At 41.4% G+C, this 20,402-nt stretch carries 16 protein-coding genes; 3 read left to right on the top strand and 13 right to left on the bottom strand.

Annotated elements, in window-relative coordinates; translation table 11 throughout:
* From P162_RS12375 to P162_RS12320, 12 genes are all read right to left on the bottom strand, one after another.
* Nucleotides 1-921 carry a glycosyltransferase family 2 protein gene (locus P162_RS12375; RefSeq protein WP_035917040.1) on the bottom strand — a complete coding sequence of 307 codons (921 nt, stop codon included), beginning with the start codon at nt 919-921 and terminating at the stop codon, nt 1-3.
* The gene (locus P162_RS12370) at nt 921-2,108 is read right to left on the bottom strand and encodes a polysaccharide pyruvyl transferase family protein (protein ID WP_031427720.1); all 1,188 of its coding nucleotides are present in this window, start codon (nt 2,106-2,108) and stop codon (nt 921-923) included. Before P162_RS12370 ends, P162_RS12375 begins: the two co-directional genes overlap by 1 nt.
* A 35-nt stretch (nt 2,109-2,143) precedes the next feature.
* Nucleotides 2,144-2,866: a class I SAM-dependent methyltransferase gene (locus P162_RS12365; protein WP_031427719.1), complete on the bottom strand. Its 723-nt coding sequence runs from the start codon at nt 2,864-2,866 to the stop codon at nt 2,144-2,146.
* A complete protein-coding gene (locus tag P162_RS12360) occupies nt 2,859-4,139 on the bottom strand; it encodes an ABC transporter ATP-binding protein (RefSeq protein ID WP_031427718.1) in 1,281 nt (426 codons plus the stop codon). The genes P162_RS12365 and P162_RS12360 overlap by 8 nt, the downstream gene beginning before the upstream one ends.
* A 277-nt stretch (nt 4,140-4,416) precedes the next feature.
* Nucleotides 4,417-6,138 carry an efflux RND transporter periplasmic adaptor subunit gene (locus tag P162_RS12355; protein WP_031427717.1) on the bottom strand — a complete coding sequence of 574 codons (1,722 nt, stop codon included), beginning with the start codon at nt 6,136-6,138 and terminating at the stop codon, nt 4,417-4,419.
* Nucleotides 6,139-6,263: 125 nt separating this feature from the next.
* Entirely contained in the window at nt 6,264-8,795 is a 2,532-nt protein-coding gene (locus tag P162_RS12350) for a heavy metal translocating P-type ATPase (protein WP_031427716.1), read from the bottom strand.
* 221 nt (nt 8,796-9,016) lie between these two features.
* Entirely contained in the window at nt 9,017-10,243 is a 1,227-nt protein-coding gene (locus tag P162_RS12345) for a permease (protein ID WP_031427715.1), read from the bottom strand.
* A gap of 95 nt (nt 10,244-10,338) precedes the next feature.
* On the bottom strand, nt 10,339-10,662 hold the full coding sequence (locus P162_RS12340) for a four-helix bundle copper-binding protein (RefSeq protein ID WP_031427713.1): 324 nt from the start codon (nt 10,660-10,662) through the stop codon (nt 10,339-10,341).
* A gap of 83 nt (nt 10,663-10,745) precedes the next feature.
* On the bottom strand, nt 10,746-11,309 hold the full coding sequence (locus P162_RS12335) for a helix-turn-helix domain-containing protein (RefSeq protein WP_031427711.1): 564 nt from the start codon (nt 11,307-11,309) through the stop codon (nt 10,746-10,748).
* Nucleotides 11,309-12,529, bottom strand: coding sequence for a TolC family protein (locus tag P162_RS12330; protein ID WP_081868423.1), 1,221 nt, complete (start codon nt 12,527-12,529; stop codon nt 11,309-11,311). Before P162_RS12330 ends, P162_RS12335 begins: the two co-directional genes overlap by 1 nt.
* Before the next feature lie 467 nt (nt 12,530-12,996).
* Entirely contained in the window at nt 12,997-16,794 is a 3,798-nt protein-coding gene (locus tag P162_RS12325; protein ID WP_035917039.1) for an efflux RND transporter permease subunit, read from the bottom strand.
* 132 nt (nt 16,795-16,926) lie between these two features.
* Nucleotides 16,927-17,355, bottom strand: coding sequence for an HYC_CC_PP family protein (locus P162_RS12320; RefSeq protein WP_031427706.1), 429 nt, complete (start codon nt 17,353-17,355; stop codon nt 16,927-16,929).
* A 203-nt stretch (nt 17,356-17,558) separates the two neighbouring features.
* Here P162_RS12320 and P162_RS12315 point away from each other — a divergent pair, with 203 nt between their 5' ends.
* From P162_RS12315 to P162_RS12305, 3 genes are all read left to right on the top strand, one after another.
* Complete coding sequence (locus P162_RS12315; RefSeq protein WP_031427704.1) at nt 17,559-17,774, top strand: DUF2945 domain-containing protein; 216 nt, start codon at nt 17,559-17,561, stop codon at nt 17,772-17,774.
* Nucleotides 17,775-17,828: 54 nt separating this feature from the next.
* Nucleotides 17,829-18,446, top strand: coding sequence for an L-threonylcarbamoyladenylate synthase (locus tag P162_RS12310; RefSeq protein ID WP_031427703.1), 618 nt, complete (start codon nt 17,829-17,831; stop codon nt 18,444-18,446).
* Nucleotides 18,447-18,559: 113 nt separating this feature from the next.
* Complete coding sequence (locus P162_RS12305) at nt 18,560-19,396, top strand: alpha/beta fold hydrolase (RefSeq protein ID WP_031427702.1); 837 nt, start codon at nt 18,560-18,562, stop codon at nt 19,394-19,396.
* A 74-nt stretch (nt 19,397-19,470) separates the two neighbouring features.
* Here the strand turns inward: P162_RS12305 and P162_RS12300 are convergent, their stop codons facing one another.
* Entirely contained in the window at nt 19,471-20,322 is an 852-nt protein-coding gene (locus tag P162_RS12300) for a flagellar motor protein MotB (RefSeq protein WP_031427701.1), read from the bottom strand.
* Nucleotides 20,323-20,402 lie beyond the last annotated feature (80 nt).

The raw sequence follows: 20,402 nt of genomic DNA, 5'->3' as shown, positions 1-20,402 counted from the left end.
TTAAATATAATGCGCTCCCTTCTCGCGGTTTATAGCTCTACTTCTTAATATCTCCTTGCTCCACTTTTTCTGCAATTGATAAAGTTGCAGTTGCTTTTTTGCCAAACTTAATTTTCCTTTAAATGCAGAAAGTGTGGTTTTTAAAAATTGCCGTTGTAGGGTGTATTTGACTTCATGATCGCTACTTTGAAAACCTATATTCGCCATAGATTTTTTAAACTCATGTTCAGACTTTTTAAAATAATCTGTGTGTGTGAGGGACAGATTATTCTTTATTTTATATTCCCTGTCATGGCGTACCCAGGTGTCAGCGAGGACCCCAATTTTAAAATCATGGTAACGCAACCGCTGGCAATAATTGTCATCTTCTCCATAATGATGAAATATGGGATCAAATCCACCTATATCTTCAAGACTCTTACGCGGTAAGAACCAGGCGGCAGCATTTACAAATGGCACATCATAGCACCCTTTTAACCCTCTCAAAAGTGCATCGCTATAGAACTCATTATTATGATCATATTCCATGTACTGAGAAAAATTACGATCTAACAATTGTCCTGATCCATCTAAATGTATTGGCGACAAAAGTCCATATTCTGGATTATTTTGATAAAAATCATAAAGGTTGGAAATTGTATCCTCTGCTAGATAAGCATCCTGATTAAGCAGGAAAACGCCCTCACAGCCTTGTTCTAGAGCATATTTAATGCCTATATTATTGGATTTTCCAAAACCAAGATTCTCCTGTTGTTTCAATAGAATAACATTGGGATAGTTTTTTTCGATAAATTTCACACTCCCATCTTTAGAATTATTATCTATGACAATAACCGGATAAGGACCGGTACTGGACAGACACTCGTCCAGCCATTTCATACCATTATACGTTACGATTACAATGTAAATTTTGTTTTTCATTAATCTTGTAAAATATATTTTAGGTTATTGCGAACCATTTCTTTTTGTAAGTCGGTATTTTTATTGATTTTTTCGGTCTTCCACTTTTTAAAAGTATCAATAACGTAAAAATCATCAGTAAAATCTGCAGCTCTTAGCGAATCGTCTACCCAGGTATTAAGATAGGAAACTGCTTTTGTTATTTTTTTATTCAAGGGCAGATGGGGCACATTAAAACTCTGGGCAGTTATAAGACCATGCAAACTTGTGCCTAGATAAAATTGGGATTGTGCAATCAACAACATAATATCACTTATGGACGCTGGCATGACAAATACAAAATCATCATTCCTTGAAGCCAGTTCTTTAAGGATGATATCATCTTCATGGCCGGGAGCAATGCCAATAGGACAAAGCACAACCTTTAGTTGAAGGGCTTTGCTAATTGTTTTTAGTTTTTGACCAAATAAGGAAAGATCATCAGGACCTTTAAAACGACCCAATTGAACAAACATACAAGGTTCCCTGTAAATCTCCGGACTTACTTTGCTCTCTTTTATCAGATTTTCCAATGAGAAATAATCAGACATAATCAATGCAGAATCTGGCACCAGTTTGGCATTTAGACCTGCGGCGTTCAAGGAGTCCTTACTGCGCTGATCCCTTACTGATATATATTTGGCAGCTTCCATTGCGTGCAGGGCATCTTTATTCTTCTTCCACTTTAAGTCACCGTAAAACTGACCTCCCACAGAACTATAGTAAATATTTAAATCTGATTTGTTCAATTCCTCCGGGTGCGGGCTAAAAGGCAAAGAAACTTTTTGACCGCCTAATGTTCGCTTAGCGATCTGTAGCCTACGTTCTATTTTAGAAAATAATTTGTTTGCGTTTAGCCTGGAATACGTACCACTTATAAAACCGAAAAGAGTTTCCCATTCCGAGAAAAGAACCTCTCCACCGCCTATTACCAATTTTCCGCTATATTTTTCTATATCCTTCAACATAGTGGCATAAGAATGGGTAGGTAATGCACCGAAATTTTCAAGATTCGATGAAATTATTCCATAATTATGGAAAACATAATCGCTGTTACCCATCATTTTTTCAAAAATGATGGGAAATAATAGATCCCCATAATTGATTCTGTCAGAAGCAGAGAGAAAAAATATATGTTTATCTTTTATTGTTGAGTGTTGGTTTGTCAATGTTTTTGAGAATGAAGTTGCTTTCGTTATTTTTTTTATTGCATTTTATAGGGCGTGTAATCAAATTTCTTGGGGTGCATTAACAAAGAATATCTAGTATAAACATTCAATTTAAGATTACTTTGCCGTTGCCATTCCTTTAAAATCTCTATTTCTTGAGGCCTATTTGTATCATCTAATAGCCATATTGTTTTTTCCGTAGCTTTATTTTGCAAGAATGGAAAAGCGCTGTATCTCGCATAAGGTGTACTACCTCCAAATGGCCCATCAATGATAACCAGATCAACTTTTGTTACTTTCTTCATTGCTGCTCCTATAGATTCTGTATCATACCAAGTTTCCTGTTCTTTAAAAACTAAAGCAGATGAAACTTCCTTCAAAGGGGAATAAATTAAAGTCACATAATCTTGAAGTCCATGGATACTTAGTTGCAAATCCATTTTTTGTTTCCAGGCAAGGTCTGATTCTACTGAAAAGAAAGTTGTCTTACTGCCTTCTAATTTTAACAACTTTGCTATGTACAGTGTAGTGGCTCCACTACCAAATTCTACTATTGTCTCCGGCATATCTAAGGAGATAATGTTCAAAGAATGTAAAATAGCCTGAGGAGTCATAGACCAGCCAGTCTGTGGAATAAAATGACCTTCACTAAACAAAGATTGCAATTTATGTGTAGCCCACAACTCCTTCTGTGAATAGTTGATATCCTTAACTTCCTTCCGCAAATTTTGGAAATAGCTTTTAAGTCTATTAATCATTAAATAGAAGTTCAAAATCTGTTAGTACTTTGCTTTGACTTGTCGCAACTTTTTTAAAAGAATGATAGAAAAATCCTTCTTCAACATTAAAATGAAAAGCATTTTTGGCCCAGTCTGCAATTTCGTTTTTCACGCTAAGATGGGTCGTTACAAAATATTGACCTGAATTAAGCGGTAACTTGTTTAAATGGAACGAAATGTAATAAGCCTGCCTTTTATCTTCATTTTCAAATATTGAAGTACTGAACCACAATAACCGTTGCCCCATATAATCATCTACCCTAAAATCAAGACGTAAATCTTTGATAGAAATATGCTGGGGGTTATCTAATTCGAATTTAAATGTAAGTGGTGAACCAGTTGCTGGGAAACGTCCAACTTTCTCTGTGACTAATTCTACGTTTTTTATCTGCATGACCATACTCCCAGTTCGCTCAGTTGAATCGATGCCCTTAATGAGCTCTTCAGAGGCTCCATGTTGAGCAGCTTGCATATATTTCTCAATGACTCTGTTTACTTTATCATCTATGGTTACAGTACCATTTTCAAGCAAAATCCCACGCGTACATAAGTTCTGCACACTCGCCATATTATGACTTACAAAGAGCACTGTCCTTCCCTCTCCGCTGGAAATATCCTGCATTTTACCTATGGCTTTCTTCTGGAATTCTGCATCTCCCACCGCTAAAACCTCATCTACGACCAGAATCTCTGGCTCCAGATGCGCTGCAACGGCAAAAGCCAATCTTACTGTCATTCCCGAAGAATAACGTTTGGTAGGGGTATCTATATAGCGTTCACAACCTGAAAACGCAATAATCTCATCAAGTTTTGATGTGATTTCAGCTTTGGTCATCCCTAATATGGCTCCATTTAGGTAAATATTTTCCCGCCCGGTAAGTTCGGGGTTGAATCCAGTACCCACTTCGAGGAGGGAAGCAATGCGGCCACGGCTTTTTATGGTGCCAGTAGTAGGAGCGGTCACACGTGAAAGTATCTTTAGCAAGGTGGACTTTCCTGCGCCATTTTTACCTATAATCCCCAATACCTCTCCACGCCTCACTTCAAAATTAATATCGCGCAAGGCCCAGACATAATCCTCACTTGAGGTTTTACTTCTATCATTTACGTCGCCCACCTTTAGAAAAGGATCTTCTTTGCCTCGTACACGCGCAACCAGTCGTTTGAAATCGTCCCTCAAAGTACCACTGCCCACAACACCCAGACGGTATTGTTTTGAAATGTTTTCGGCTTTTAGAATTGTGGTATCCATACTTGCTTTACATTGCGAATGCACATCTTTTTTGATACTGAAAGTAACTTCAAATGATCAAAAATAAGATGCCCATCGACTATATAACTCAAGTAAAAATAAACTTTGTAGTAGTTTAAATGTTGTTAAAAGACAATAATCTAGCTTACAACGTAGATTTTTGCGTTATTTTAATTAATTAAGAAATTCAGGAAACATTTATATTCAAGAATTAAGGATTAGAATGAAAATCCGCATTACCTATCCCATAATTTCAAAACTATCAAATAGTTGTAATTTAAAACAAACTGTCAATTACGCTTCCGCAGTTTTTCATTGCTTCACCATAATATGGATTTCTTATTTCTTTACTTGCACTCAGCCATAGTGCACCTTTGTTATTATTGGCCATGGGACATTGCTGAAGGTAGAGCGCTTGTGGGACTTCATTTAAGTTCCTGGCAATGGCAACCATATTTTCATTGAGTTTTACAAAGGCTTCACGCTGGGCTTCCAGATCTTTCGTTTTCTCTATTTTCTGTAAATTTTTCAGAATTACATCAGAATGTGATTTAACCATTCCACTTAATTCGGTAATATCTATTTTACCAAAAGCCGAAGCCAATTTTTCCGCACTAGCGGAAATCTGGGTACTCTCCCCATCAAAAAAATCATCTTTTAAACGCAGATAATCAGGTAAAACGGCGATAAATTCACGTTGGAATCGTTCAGGCAGCTCCATACGCATCATTTCATCTGTCGGTGTATTTTCTGCCTGATTCATCATTGATTTTTTGTCCTGCAACTGTGCGGCGGCATCAACGGTGAATGTACCATTGGTAACGATCTCCTCGCCATTCTCAAGTCCGCTGCTTACACTATACATTTCCCCATTTTTGGAGCCCAGTGTCACTTCCCGCATTTCAAAAACAGGCTCGTTTTTATCGGTTTTAACATAGACTAACGAGCGTTCTCCCGTCCACAGCACTGCGCTTGCGGGAATTATTAAGTTTGAATTTGCAGCTGTTTTGTTTGCAGTGCCGGTATCTAACTTCCCGGTCACGAACATTCCTGGTTTTAGAAGATTTTCAGTATTGTTTAAGGTAGCGCGAACGCTTACGGTTCGGCTTTGTGTGTTTAATGTGGGCTGAATAAAGGAAAGTTGCGCGCTAAATTTCTTATCTGGAAAAGCATTTGCGATAATGGAAATACTATCGCCGTTTTTGAGTTGGCCCAATTGATTCTCATACACATCAAAAGCTGCCCATACGCTGCTTAAATTACTCACTTTAAGCAAGGGCTGACCACGTTTTACATAATCGCCCACAGCGCTCATTACTTCATCCACCGTGCCGGAAACCGTGGCATAAACCGGAACATTTTCCTGAACTTTACCAGATTTTTCTATGGAATTGATTTGATTTTCGCTCAGTTTCCACAAGTTTAGCTTTTTGCGCACCGCAGAGTACAATTGCGGTTGTGATTCTTTCATGGACACCGCGGTAAGCAATTCTTGCTGTGCCGCAACAAGATCTGGTGAATAAATAGTAGCCAGCAACTGCCCTTTCTGAATTTCCTGCCCCTCAAAATTTACGTTCAATTTTTCAATCCTACCATCAAAATAACTCGCCTGAACGGCCATTTTTTCGGCATTTTGAATGATTTTTCCCGAAAGCGTGATACTGGTTCCTGCTTTTTGACCTGAATCCCCAATAACCGTGGTCTGAACGTTGGCAAGTGCCATCGCATTTTTGGTCATCCGTATTTCGTTGAGCCCAAGACCTTCATCAGACGCGGTTGCCGGAATCAATTCCATCCCGCAAATGGGACAATCGCCAGGTTCGGTTTTCAGTATTTGTGGATGCATGGAGCATGTCCAGAGTTCTTGATTATTGGATTCCTGGATATGCTGATGTGTGGATTCTTGAATATGCACATTTTCTTTGGAACTGGAAAAAAGTAGGGCTCCCAAACCAATTCCCACAAAAAGCAGGATACCATAAATTAAGTATTTTTTCATTTTATCTATTTTATCAAGCTTTTAATTTTTACTTATATATCAGTTAACATACATATCTAAATTATAGATCAAGAATTCTGCGCAACAGCAATCCACACATTCAAAAATCTACGCATTAAAAAATCTCAATCAATCTTCGCTCCCCGAAGCCTTAGCGCATTCGCAATTACCGAAACCGAACTAAAACTCATCGCCAGCGCCGCAATCATGGGCGATAAAAGCAGTCCAAAAAATGGATACAGAATTCCGGCTGCAACCGGGATTCCCAGCGTATTGTAAATAAGTGCAAAAAATAGGTTTTGTTTGATATTTTTCATCACCTTATCGCTCAGTTGGTAGGCTTTTACAATTCCGTGCAGGTCGCCTTCCACAAGGGTGATCGAGGCACTTTCTATGGCCACATCGGTCCCCGTCCCCATGGCAATACCCACGTCACTTTTTGCCAGTGCGGGCGCATCATTGATACCATCGCCGGCCATCGCGACTCTCCTGCCTTCTTTTTGCAAACGCTCTACTTCGGCAAGCTTATCTTCTGGAAGCATACTGGCTTTAAAATGAGCCACGCCAACTTCTGCAGCAACAGCGGCCGCAGTATCTGCATTGTCGCCGGTGAGCATGAGCACTTCAATGCCTTTTTCCTGTAATCTTTCTATCGCTTTTTTACTGCTCGCTTTGATTTTATCTGCGATAACGACAAAAGCTACCGCCCTACCATCAAGGGCCAAAAAAGATACCGTTTTACCCATTTTCTGCTCTTTTTCGGCATTTATTGCCAAATCCTGCGGAATATTTACCGCTTTTTCTTCCATCAAGGCAGTGTTGCCCAGCGCAACTTCCTTGCCTTCTACGGTTCCGGTCACCCCTTTTCCCGTAACCGCATTAAAATGAGCTGCTTCAACAAGTTGCACACCTTTGTCCTTCGCATAGCGCACGGTGGCCTGCGCCAGTGGATGTTCGCTCAGCGTATTCAGCGCAGCGATATATTTTAAGATCTCGCTTTCGCGGAAATCTTCATCGTGTACTTCAACTTTTTCTACGGAAGGTTTCCCCTCGGTAATCGTGCCGGTCTTGTCTATGATAAGGACGTCTATCTTGTCCAATTTCTCCAGCGCTTCCGCATTTTTGATAAGAACACCATTTTGCGCGCCCTTTCCTACTCCCACCATGACACTCATGGGCGTGGCAAGACCCAGCGCACACGGGCATGCGATTATGAGTACGGCAATGGAGTTTATCAGTGCGTACACATACGCTGGCGACGGTCCCCAAACCGCCCAGATCACAAACGTGATTACCGAAATGAGCACTACCACGGGCACAAAATATCCTGAAATCCTATCGGCAAGTTTTTGAATGGGTGCCTGGCTACGGCTGGCCTTGTTGACCATTTCAATGATCTGTGAAAGCAAGGTGTCTGCACCTACTTTTTGCGCTTCCATAAGTACGGCCTGATTACCATTTATGGTACCGCTGCGTAGGCTATCACCTTGGTTTTTGGACACGGGAAGCGGCTCACCGGTTATCATTGATTCATCAACCGAAGTTGTTCCTTTCGTAATACGACCATCTACCGGAATTTTTTCTCCTGGTTTTACACGTAAAATATCGCCCACCGTTATTTCATCAATGGGCACTTCCTTCTCTTCCCCATCAATGATCTTAATGGCTTTGTTTGGCGCCAGTTTCAATAAGGCTTTTACTGATGCGTTCGTTTTACCGTGCGCCCGTGCTTCTAAAACCTGTCCCATAAGGACAAGGGTCAGGATCACGGTAGCCGATTCAAAATAGACATGCACATTACCGTTTTCAGTTTTGAAATGAGGTGGAAAAAAATCGGGAAAGAGAAGTGCAAAAACACTAAAAACCCATGCCACACCCGCACCTATGCCTATTAAGGTGAACATATTCAAATTCCAGGTTTTTAAGCTTCGGTAAGCACGTTCAAAAAACATCCAGGTCGCGTAAAATACAACGGGAAGGGAAAGGCCAAACTGAACCCAGTTCCAGTATCTGACAGACATTAAGTCATATAAAGGATTTTCCCGTAGCATGCCGCTCATTGCAATAAGAAATACAGGAAGTGTGAACCCAAGCGCAATCCAGAATTTACGCAACAGTTTTTTATACGTTTTTTCCTCAGCGCTCACACTGGGCGCTTTTGGCACAAGATCCATCCCACAAATGGGGCAATCCCCGGGTTTCTCTTCCAGAACTTCTGGATGCATGGGGCACGTAAATCCTCCCCCTGTCCCCCTCCGAAGGAAGGGGGATTGCTCCTCTACCAGATCCATCCCGCAGACGGGGCAATCCCCTGGTTTGTCATAGGTTTTATCACCTTCGCAATGCATGGGGCAATAAAATATTCCTGCTCCATTTTCCACCTTTTTAGATGCTTTTTGCCTCTTTTCCGACTGTTTTTTATGGTTTTTTACCGTTTTGTCATTTCCCATTGCTCCGATGGAATATCCGCCACCATCATGCTCCAGGGCTTTCTGAAAGGTTTTCAGTTTTATGTGCTTATCCATGTGGATCAACGCCTTTTCTGTCTCCAGGTCAACCGCAACTTCGGTCACCCCATTCACAGCAGAAAGCGTTTTCTCCACGTGACCGCGGCAGCCATTACAGCTCATGCCGTGTATGTGATAGGTATGCTTCATTATAATTTTCTTTTTTTTTATTTCCGCGAAGGCGGAAATCTATTTCTCACTTCTCTCTGTTCTCTCTTCCCAGTTCCCTTTTCTCTCTTCTCTTCTCTCTTTTATCTATTCTCACTTCTCTATATGAAATCGGTCTCGATATAGCTTTTTCGGCTGCCGACTTAAAAGCAATTCGACCTGACAATTTTAATTTTCATTTTTCATTCTTAACTCTCAATTTTTTACCCGTTCATGGTAAACTTCATTACGAGTCCGCCCACTAACCACACATAACAAATAAGTGCGGCATATTTTAATATATTTTCCAGAAGCTTACTTTTTGGCGCCATTTCTTTCATATACATGACATCTTTCCGTTTAAAAAAGCCCAGGTAGATCAAAAAACCGGAAATCAACAAAAAAGCGAGGTTTAAAAAGAAGGTGTAGTCAATTGCAAAATAGCTATTTTCCGAAATGGTCACCTGGGAAGGATCTGGCAGTATGCTCAGCAAATCAAAGGAATAATGCAAAATTAAAGAAGCCCCCACGAGCGAGGTAAATAACAGAAATAGTATGAAAAGTGACATTTTCCAGCCATAATATTTGGCATTGATACGTAAAATGGGAAAAACCACCAGATCGCTAAAAATAAAGGCCATCACCCCGGCAAAACTTACGCCTTTACTAAAAAGAAGTGCGGCAAGCGGAATATTGCCCATAGAACCTATAAATGTTATAAAAGCAGCTACGGGGCCTACCACTATATGTTCTATAATTTGAAGAAAACTAAAGTCCGTATTCCCACCTCCTGAGCCTACAAAAAGGGTTTCAAACCAGGCATCTGGTACAAATGCGGCAACGATCCCGGCAATCGTAAAACCTACGGTGACATCTTTCCAGACCATCTTCCACTCCATGCCGTATTGCTGGGATACTTTTGCCCAACTTTCTTCTGATTCTATTTTTTTCTTCCAGGATTTAGAATCTTTATCTCCATCATCGTCTTTGTCTTTTAAATTATTACGCGCCTGTTCAATGAGTTTTTTAGGATTTAAGAGTCGGATCAAGATCCAGCTGATACCTATCAATAAAATACCGCCGGCATATTCCCCCACGACAAACTGCCAACCTAAAAATATGGAAATTATGATGCCCAGCTCAATAACAAGATTTGTGGAAGCCAGTAAAAACGCGATAGAAGAGACAAAACTCGCTCCCTTTTTAAAAAGTGATTTAGTAGAGGCCAGCGCGGCAAAACTACAAGAACTGCTTATAAACCCGAAAAAAGTACCTAAAAGCACTCCTTTTGATTCGTTTTGCCCCATGGTTTGCTGCATTTTTTTTTCGGTAACAAAAACCTGGATCATACTGCTTATAACGTAGCCCAGAGCAAAAGCCCAGAGCGCCATCCAGAAAAATCCGGCGGTGGTATAGGCTGCTTCTCCCCATTGTTGTAAAAAGTCATTCATGCTATGCGTATTAAATTGCGCTATTCTAAGTTCTTTTAAAAAAGAATCTGCAGAGGACGTTTCTTGTGAAGACGCATCCTCTGCAGGTTATTCTTTTATTGATTCAAATATTCTGCGCAGGCTTCAGCGCATGTTGTACAAGCTTCCGCACAAGATTGACAATGGTCATGGTCGTGATTGCCACATTCTTCGGCACATTGTTCACATACAGACTTGCAAAACGCTACTAATTCATCAACGTTAGCATAATTGCTGGCAAGTAACTTTGCGGTTGTGTTACAGACTTCTGCACATGCACGGTCTGTCCTGATACAGTCAACCATCATTTTGATGTTTTCTTCAGAAAGGCAGGCATCTGCGCAGTAATTGCAATGACTTACACAGTTCAAAAGACTTTCAATAAGTTTGGAATTTTTCATTGTTTTTGATTTATGGTTACTAATAATTAATTATAAAATTAAGTAGCTAACCTGAGCATTAGGAGTATAATTATGGCGTATATCTATACAATTTGGTCTAAAGAATTTCTAAAATTTTCCTGTTGGCTTTTATACATTGAAAGTGACATTCCCGTTTCCTTCTTAAACTGTCGGCTCAAATGGTTTGCGTTACTATAGTCAAGCAGCTGACTTATTTCGCTAAAATTTTGCGTATTTGCCTGAATAAGTTCTTTTACCTTTTCAATTTTAAGTTTGATAAAATACTTCTCAATGGTGATTTTTTCGGTGACCGAAAAAACCTTGCTTACTTTAGCGTAATCCTGATTGAGCTTTTTTGAAAGATAAACCGAAAGGTTCTCGTGCAGGATCAAAGGCAGTTCATCAAGCAGTTTTACCAGTGTGATTTTGACCTGTTCCACAATTCTTAAGGGTTCAGAATCTATGATTGAAAATCCATTATCTTCCACCACTTTGACCAGTTGATCTTGCTGTCCTTTTTTAAGATTTACCTGTATTTCCCCCAGTTTGATCTGGATAACTTCTACTGAAATTTTTTGCAGTTCATCCCGCAGCACTTTGATGCACCGGTCGCAGACCATGTTTTTTACGTATATCGTTTTTTCCATTAGACCTGGGTTAAATAGTTAATAACAGCTGCCTGACTAAAATAGCGTTCTACCGCATCGAGCTGCTCCACCAGTAACTGCAATTGCAACTCTTGAATATCCAGCACGTCATTAAAATCTATCGTGCCGGTCTCGTAATTTTTTAATAGGATTTCTTCGGCATTTTTAGCTTGTTTTAGGTTGTTTTCCTGTATAAAATAGCTGATTTTAGCCGATTTCAAGCTACTTTTTGCTTCGGCTAAAAGGATGTTTAATTCATTTAACCGATTGTTTTTTTGCGTCAGTAGTTCGTTTTGCCGCAACTCATTTTGTTTACTTTTTGAAGAATAACTGTTATTGAAAAGCGGGATGGAAACCGAGAGCATGGGCATCAAAATATCTTTACCGTTATCACTCATGGCCATTTCTGGCCGCTCTGCAACCGGAATATAATCCAGTCCAACGCCAAGCATGGGTTGGGCACTTTTTCTGTTGGCCAGTTCTTCCTGGGTCACCGCTTCGTACAAGGTATCGTATTTAAGAATTTCTGGATTGATAGAAAGATTTTCTCCGTTTTCCATAAAATTCTCCTTCGGGATAAAAAGCGTATCAGCTAGCACGATTTCCAGCTTTTGATCACGGTTTAGCAACGCATTAAAACGTACTTTTTCAGCCTGATAGTCCTGTGCCAGAATCTCTTTTTGTTGCTGTAATCCGTTTTGCCGAATTTGCAATTTCAACACATCTACCACAGAAGCTTTGCCCACTTCTACAGAAGTCAGCGCGAGTTCTTCATAGCGCTGCAGCAACTCCATCTGCGCTTGAAGTACCTGCTGCTTAGCGGTCAAAGTATATAAAGTATAATACGCGCTGGCCACATTCAAGCCTATTTTCCGTTTGGTGATTGCAATTTCCGCTTGCTCTGAAGCAGCCGCCGCTCCTGCCGACTTTCTCTGTGCCGCAAGGCTACCGAACCACGGTAACATTTGCCGCACAGAAAACCGCGCCACCTGCGGGCCAGTACGTGTTTCTGGCGCACTTGCAAAATAACCCGCACTCAATTCCGTATTGCTCAGACTCACTTCATTGACTTTTTCCAAAGCCGTCGCATACCGGATCTCAAAAGCCTGGATCTGTAAATTATTTTGCTGCCCTTCTTCAATATACGATTGCAGTTCCTGCGCAGAAATAGAATTAAAAACGAGAAAAGAGAAGAGATAAATCGACAACTCTTTTATCATTTTACACCTTGATATTCTACTCAAAACGGTCGTTTTTATGACGTTTTTGTTCATTTTGTGATATTATTTAAAATACATTAAACGCTCAGCTGGTCCCTTCGAGTGGTTTTTAATGCAGCGATAGCGTGATTAAAAATTGTATCGAGAAGCGTTTTTGCACTTTCGTTCTATATTACTATCTCTTCTCAATACACGCTCCTGCCGTCGCGCACTCGAAGTGACAATCTGGTTTGCATTTTTCATTTTCAAGACGACTTCTTTCAGGTTTTATTTGACGTTTTGTTTATTTTTTTAAGGATTATTGAAAATATTTTAAACAATCACCAGGTCACTTCGAGTGGTTTTTAATGCAGCGATAGCGTGATTAAAAATTGTATCGAAAAGCGTTTTTGCACTTTCGTTCTATATTACTATCTCTTCTCAATACACGCTCCTGCCGTCGCGCACTCGAAGTGACAAACTTTTCTTCAATTTTTAGTCCCTCCTTTTGGGGTCAGGGGGATTTTATTCAACATAAGCTCCTTTTTCCAGCTAAACAGAACGGGAACTACAAACAGCGTAATCAGCGCGATAAGCATCCCGCCAAAACTGGGTATCGCCATGGGGATCATAATATCACTCCCACGACCGGAAGAAGTAAGCACGGGAAGCAGCGCCAGGATCGTGGTGGCCGTGGTCATCAAACAGGGCCGAATGCGTTTTTCCCCCGCTTCTACGATGGAATCACGGATTTCCTGTTTATCCTGCGGACTGTTTTTATCAAAAGTCTGCGTGAGATACGTCGCCATGACCACGCCGTCATCTGTGGCAATACCAAAAAGGGCGATGAATCCCACCCATACCGCGACACTTAAATTGATCGTGTGCATTTGAAAGAGATCGCGCAGGTTTTCTCCAAAAAAATTGAAGTTCAAAAACCAATTCTCACCATATAACCAGATCATTAAAAAGCCACCGGCAAAAGCAACCGCAATTCCCGAAAACACCATAAGGGAAGTCGCCACAGATCTAAACTGAAAATACAGGATCAGAAAAATAATCACCAGCGCCAGCGGTACGACAAAAGAAAGCGTTTTTTCCGCGCGTAACTGGTTTTCATAGGTTCCCGTGAACTTATAACTGATACCCTTTGGCACTACGAGTTCGCCAGCGCTTATTTTCTGCTGAAGCAGCGCCTGGGCATTTTCTACCACGTTTACTTCGGCGTAGCCATCTTTTTTATCAAAAAGTACGTAGCCTACCAGAAACGTATCTTCACTCTTGATCACCTGCGGTCCCTGCTCATAGCGAATTTCCACGAGTTCGTCAAGCGGCACGGGAGCGCCGCCCGCCACGGGCACATAGATATTTTTGAGGTCATCAGGATTTTCACGCAGCTCACGTGGGTAACGTACCCGCACGCCATAACGTTCACGCCCTTCTACGGTTTGCGTAAGTTGCATACCGCCCACGGCCACTTCAAGTACCTCTTGCACCTCCTGGATCGTGATCCCATAACGTGCAAGGCGTTCCCGTTTGATATCAATAAGCAAATACGGTTTCCCCACGATACGATCTGCAAAAACGGCCTCACTTTTTACCCCTTCGGCTTGTTTTAAAAGAGTTTCCAGTTGAAGCCCAAATGCTTCTATTTCCTTTAGGTTTTGCCCTTTTACCTTGATTCCCATGGGAGCGCGCATTCCGGTTTGAAGCATGACCAGACGGGTTTCAATGGGCTGCAGTTTAGGCGCCGACGTAATTCCCGGTAAGCGTGTGGCATTTGAGATTTCGTTCCAGATATCATCTGGACTGTTGATTTCTGGACGCCAATTGCGAAAATATGCGCCATCCTCATCCGGTATGAGTTGGTTTTCTTCCAGTTTTGCCGATTTTAGTACTGTTTTACCCGAATTTTCTGCCGATTTTAGGGCATTTTCAGTGATTTCCAGGTTTTTATTGAGGAAAAGGGAACCATTTTTCAGTAAGAACAAACCGTCTTCATTGACGCGGTAGCGCTGGCGATTCCCTTGTTCGTTGCGCTTATATTCTGAAGCATATTGAATAATATTCTCATACATGGAAAGTGGCGCGGGATCAAGGGCAGATTCGGTTCGGCCGGCTTTTCCCACCACGGTTTCAATTTCAGGGATCGAAGCCACGGCCATATCAAGCTGCTGCAGCACCCGCTTATTTTCCTCCACACCGGCGTGCGGCAGCGAGGTGGGCATGAGCAAAAAAGTGCCCTCATTGAGCGCCGGCATAAATTCTTTCCCGGTATTGAGCATAATAAGGACGCCAAAGATAATAATGACCGTGGGAATGGAAAGAAATACCAACTTATTACGCAGCGCCCAGCGCAAAATACGCGTGTAATAGCTGAGAAACAGCCAGAAAATGCCCAGCAGGCCAAAGCAAATAATGGCAACGACGATCAGGTTCATAAAAATACCGCGGTCAAAACCGAGGGGGCGCCAGTATTCGGCCAATAAAATAACAATCGTGGTAATAGCAATTCCATTTCTTAGCTGACCGGCACGCTTTCGCGGAAGCAAATGGCGTAAAACCAGTATGGAAATCGCCGCAAAAAGAATCAATACCGCACCTAACCAATAGCCGTAGCATAGGGCAAAAATGCCCGAAACAAGCAGAAAAACAGGTGAAATATACCGAAAAACCGACCGTAATTTGCGTTTTTTAAAGAGCATTGCCGCAAATGGCGGAATGATAAAAAGTGCCACGATAATGGAAGCGGTAAGCGCCATGGTCTTCGTAAACGCCAGCGGCCGGAAGAGTTTGCCCTCTGCCCCTACCAAGGTAAAAACCGGTATAAAGCTGATAATCGTGGTCAAAACAGCGGTCAAAATCGCTCCGGAAACTTCCGCGGTAGCGTTATAAACTAGCGTATCTATACTAAGTCCGCCGCCTTCGGGATATTCGTTTTCATCTTCTTCCAGGTGCCTGATGATATTTTCGGAAAGGATCACGCCCACATCAACCATAGTCCCGATAGCGATCGCAATCCCGGAGAGCGCTACGATATTAGCATCCACATTGAACGTTTTCATCGCAATAAAAACCATGAGTACCGCCACGGGCAACAAACCGGAAATAAGAATGGACGCGCGTAAGTTAAAGACCATGACGAGAATAACCAGCACGGTAATGAGAATCTCCAGCGTAAGCGCCTCGTTGAGCGTGCCCAGGGTTTCCGCAATAAGATTGGAACGATCATAAAACGGAACGATGGTCAGCTGGGAAGTACGCCCATCTGCCAACTTTTTTGACGGCAGACCAGCACTAAGTTCCTTGATTTTTTCTTTGACATTCGTAATCACTTCCATGGGATTTGCACCGTAACGTGCCACTACCACCCCACCCACGACCTCAGCACCTTCTTTATCAAGAATACCGCGACGTGGTGCTGGCCCCAGGCTTACCCGGGCGAGGTCTTTGATACGCAATGCGGTAAAATCCTGTGCAGTGACCACCGCATTTTCAATATCTTCGATCGATTTGACATAACCCAGGCCGCGCACCAGATATTCGGCTTTGTTGATTTCAAGGGTTTGTGCGCCAATATCCTGATTGCTCTGCCTGACCGCTTTTACGATCTGCTCCAGTTCAATACCGTACTGGCGCATCTTTTCTGGGTTTACATCGATTTGATATTCCTGCACATAACCTCCTATGGAAGCTACTTCGGAAACACCGCTCGCCGCTGAAAGGGCGTATTTGACATAATAATCCTGTACGCTGCGAAGTTCCTGCAAATCCCAGCCCCCGGTAACTTCCCCTTTTGAATCCCGACCTTCAAGCGTGTACCAGAAAACCTGGCCAAGTCCCGTTGCATCTGGTCCCAGGGAAGGATTTACGCCTTCGGGAAGCAGACCATTGGGAAGGGAGTTTAGCTTTTCAAGAATCCGGCTGCGGCTCCAGTAAAATTCCACATCTTCCTCAAAAATGATGTAAATACTGGAAAAACCAAACATAGACGAACTGCGCACCGTTTTTACCCCAGGAACGCCCAGTAGAGTACTGGTCAAAGGGTACGTGATTTGATCTTCAATATCCTGCGGGGAGCGGCCCTGCCATTTTGTGTAAACGATCTGCTGGTTCTCGCCAATATCAGGAATAGCATCTACGGCAACGGGATTATTGGGAAGTCCTACGGCGGCAAGATTCCAGTTAAATGGTGCATTTATAGTTCCCCAGCCGACTAAAATAACCAGCAGGAGAATGGCGACCAACTTATTTTCGATCAGGAATTTTATGCTTTTATTCAGCATATTATAATTGTATTGAGGTACGACTAAATAGATGGTAAAACCAACTACGTGATGAGATGCCGTTTCGCGTTAGCAAAAAAGCATTCGTTGAAGTATTGAAAATGCAATACTAAAGTGTGCGCAATACAAAAATCAAATAAGGAAGGACTCGTGCAGTAACTGCACGTCGCGGGTAAGATGCGGCGGTCTATATTTCTGGAAAGGTGTGAAATCTACCTCAACGTCTTCAAAAAGATATAAATAAGAATAGGCGAAACTTGCAATAAAAAGCTGTTCGTTTACATGAAAATCAGTAAAAGATGGCTTTAAATCTTCCTGGCCGTCTACTTTGAACTGCTTATCTGAACAGCAGGATTTCTGGGCAACTTGGGGCGCACAGGAATCAGGCGTACTTGACTGATGTTCAACTTTTGGTTCCATTCCACAGGTTTTAGCCTGAAGGAGGGAAAAATCGACCAGATGATCTCCACAATAGTGCATATCTACCGTAAATGACAAGGTACTGGCTAAAACCAGTACTGCCATCAGCAGCGAAATTGCATTGTGGAAACCTTGTTTCATAGTTGCAAAATTAATCAAAACCACTTATAAATAGCACAGTATATATTGAAAAACAAAATTATACTTTTAAAAAACGGTTGTTTTCGCTTGAAAATCGGTGTTTTTTGGCTAAAAATCTGCTGTTTTTTGATGTATTATGATGTTAATTTTCTGTTAGCTGAAAAAAGTTTCAGCAATTAAAATTTAATTTTAGAAAAAAAATCATGATCAAAGAAGGAACAAAAGTCACCTGGGAATGGGGAAACGGTACAGCTGAAGGAACGGTAAAGTCCACATTTACCAAGAAAGTAACACGTACCATTAAAGGAAACGAAGTCACAAGGAAAGGTGAAGAAGGCAATAAAGCGCTCTATATTGAACAGGAAGATGGCGATCACGTACTTAAGCTGGAAAGCGAGGTAGAACGCGCAGATTCATAGCATTCTTACCGAAATAATAGATTTTCAAAATACCCACAACAACACCTTTGAACAATGGCGGAATTCATAAAACTGTACGAGGAAAATCCAAGTCCCAAGGAAATTAAAAAGATTGTCGAGGTTTTGCGCGACGGGGGGGTGATTATCTACCCCACAGATACCGTTTATGGTATGGGTTGTGACATTACCAATAACCGCGCGCTGGAACGCGTTGCCCAACTTAAGGGCGTAAAGCTGGATAAAGCGAATTTTTCATTTATCTGTGAGGATTTGAGCAATTTATCTGACTACGCGAGGCAGATAAATTCTGCCACATTTAAAGTATTGAAACGCGCGCTGCCAGGCCCATACACTTTCATTTTGCAGGGAAATAACAACCTGCCCACTGTCTTTAAAAAGAAGAAAACAGTGGGAATTCGTATTCCAGATAATAAGATTGCGCGCGCAATCGTAAGTGAACTGGGTAATCCCATCATTTCCACTTCTATTTATGATGAAGATGAAGTCGTAGAATATACCACAGACCCTGAACTTATCCTTGAAAAATGGGATAAATTAGTAGATATTGTCATAGATGGCGGCTACGGAGGCAATATCCCTTCTACCGTCATAGATCTTACCTCTGGCGAACCTATTCTTGTGCGTGAAGGTAAAGGCGATCTTACAATCTAATTGTTGCTTTTTATAAAGGATGGGCGCGTTAATTCAATGCTAAATGCAACTTTTAATGATTTTTTTATGACGCGCGCTTTATACCTTGTAGCTTGAATTAAAAAATTTAAACTATGAGTTATTTAAAAACAACGTCCTCTGAAAATGGGGAACCTATCCAATTATATTATGAACAATATGGTGAAGGCCAACCCGTAATCTTAATACACGGGTGGCCGTTATCTCATCAAATGTGGGAATATCAAATCCAGGAAATAGTAGATGCAGGTTTTCAGGTGGTGGCGTATGATCGTCGCGGTTTTGGTAAGTCGAGCAAACCTTATAGCGGTTATGATTATGATATCCTGGCGAAAGATCTTAATGATCTGATTACAACCCTAAACCTTAAAAATGCAATTCTAACAGGATTTTCTATGGGCGGTGGTGAAGTTGCCCGCTATATAGGCAATTATGGAACTGATAAACTGGCCAAAGCTGCCTTAATTTCGTCAGTCGTTCCTTTTATGTTGAAAACAGACGACAACGAAAATGGTGTTCCAGAAGAGGTTTTTACAGAATTCAAGAAAAATATCAAAAAGGATCGGTTGGATTTCCTAAAATCCTTTGGGGAAAATTTTGTCAATTACAAGGACAACAAAGATAACATCAGTGAAGCTCAAATGCATTTTAACTGGAACATCGCTTCACATGCTTCGGCTAAAGCATCACTGGATTGCATAGATTCCTTCGGAAAAACCGATTTTAGGGAGGATTGCAAAAAATTTGATATCCCTACCTTAATTGTTCATGGCGATGCCGATGAAGTTGTCCCCATGGAAACCTCTGGTAAAGCCGCTTCAAAAATCATAAAGGACAATACTTTTGAAATACTTAAAGATGCCCCGCACGGTCTTGTATTCACACATACCAAAGCGTTCAATAAAATTTTCCTTGATTTTATTAAAAGTTAGAGGAATTGAAATTTCAGCATAAAACATAAAAAAACCGGCCAATTGGCCGGTTTTTTTATTTACTATACAACGTATTAGTTTGCGCTAGGTTGTTTAGGCATACCGTCTTCAATCATTTTGTAGAATTGATCAAGTTTAGGAAGTACCACGATACGGGTTCTTCTGTTTCTTGCTCTACCTTCTGATGTGTCATTGCTTGCGATAGGCACATAATAGCTACGACCTGCAGCAACCATACGCTCTGGTGGCACACCAAAATCATTTTGAAGCACACGTACCACAGAAGTCGCACGTTTTACGCTAAGATCCCAGTTGTCTTCAATAACTGCGGTGCTGATGGATTTGTCATCTGTATGACCTTCAACCATAAATTCGATTTCTGGCTGGTTTTTAACCACTTTTGCTACTTTACCAAGAACTTCCTTGGCACGGCTGGTTACATCCCAACGACCACTGTTGAAAAGCAATTTGTCTGAAATGGAAACGTAAACGACTCCTTTTTCAACATTGATCTCGATATCTTCATCGTCAAGGTTACCTACGGCACCTTTAAGACTTGTCACAAGCGCAAGGGTTACAGAATCTTTTTTGTTAAGCGCATCGCGGAACGTCTTGATCTGAAGATCTTTTTCCTTCATCGCCTCTAAAGAGCGCTCCAGGTTCTCTGCACCTTTTGAAGAAAGAGTGGCAAGGTTGCCCTGTGTATCTATAAGGCTGTTGTTTACCTTTCTCAAATCTGCAATCTGATCGCGAAGGCTCTGGGTCACATTGTCTTTTTCCTGTAAACAGGAGTTGAGTTTTACGGTAGCCGAATTCAACTCATCCTGAGTTTGTTTTTGCCTTGCCTCAAGTTCTGCGTACTTCTTGCTGGAAACGCAAGACGTCATCAAAATGAGCGCCGAAGCTGCAATCATTAATTTTTTCATAATTAGATTTGTTTCAATTTTAGATTAGAGATTTCAAAAATATTAAAATTTGGTCATATTGAATTTAATATAACACTATT

Source organism: Flavimarina sp. Hel_I_48 (assembly GCF_000733945.1).
GTDB lineage: Bacteria > Bacteroidota > Bacteroidia > Flavobacteriales > Flavobacteriaceae > Leeuwenhoekiella.
Note: the sequence above shows the minus strand (reverse complement) of the source record. Positions and strands in the feature narration are given on the sequence as shown.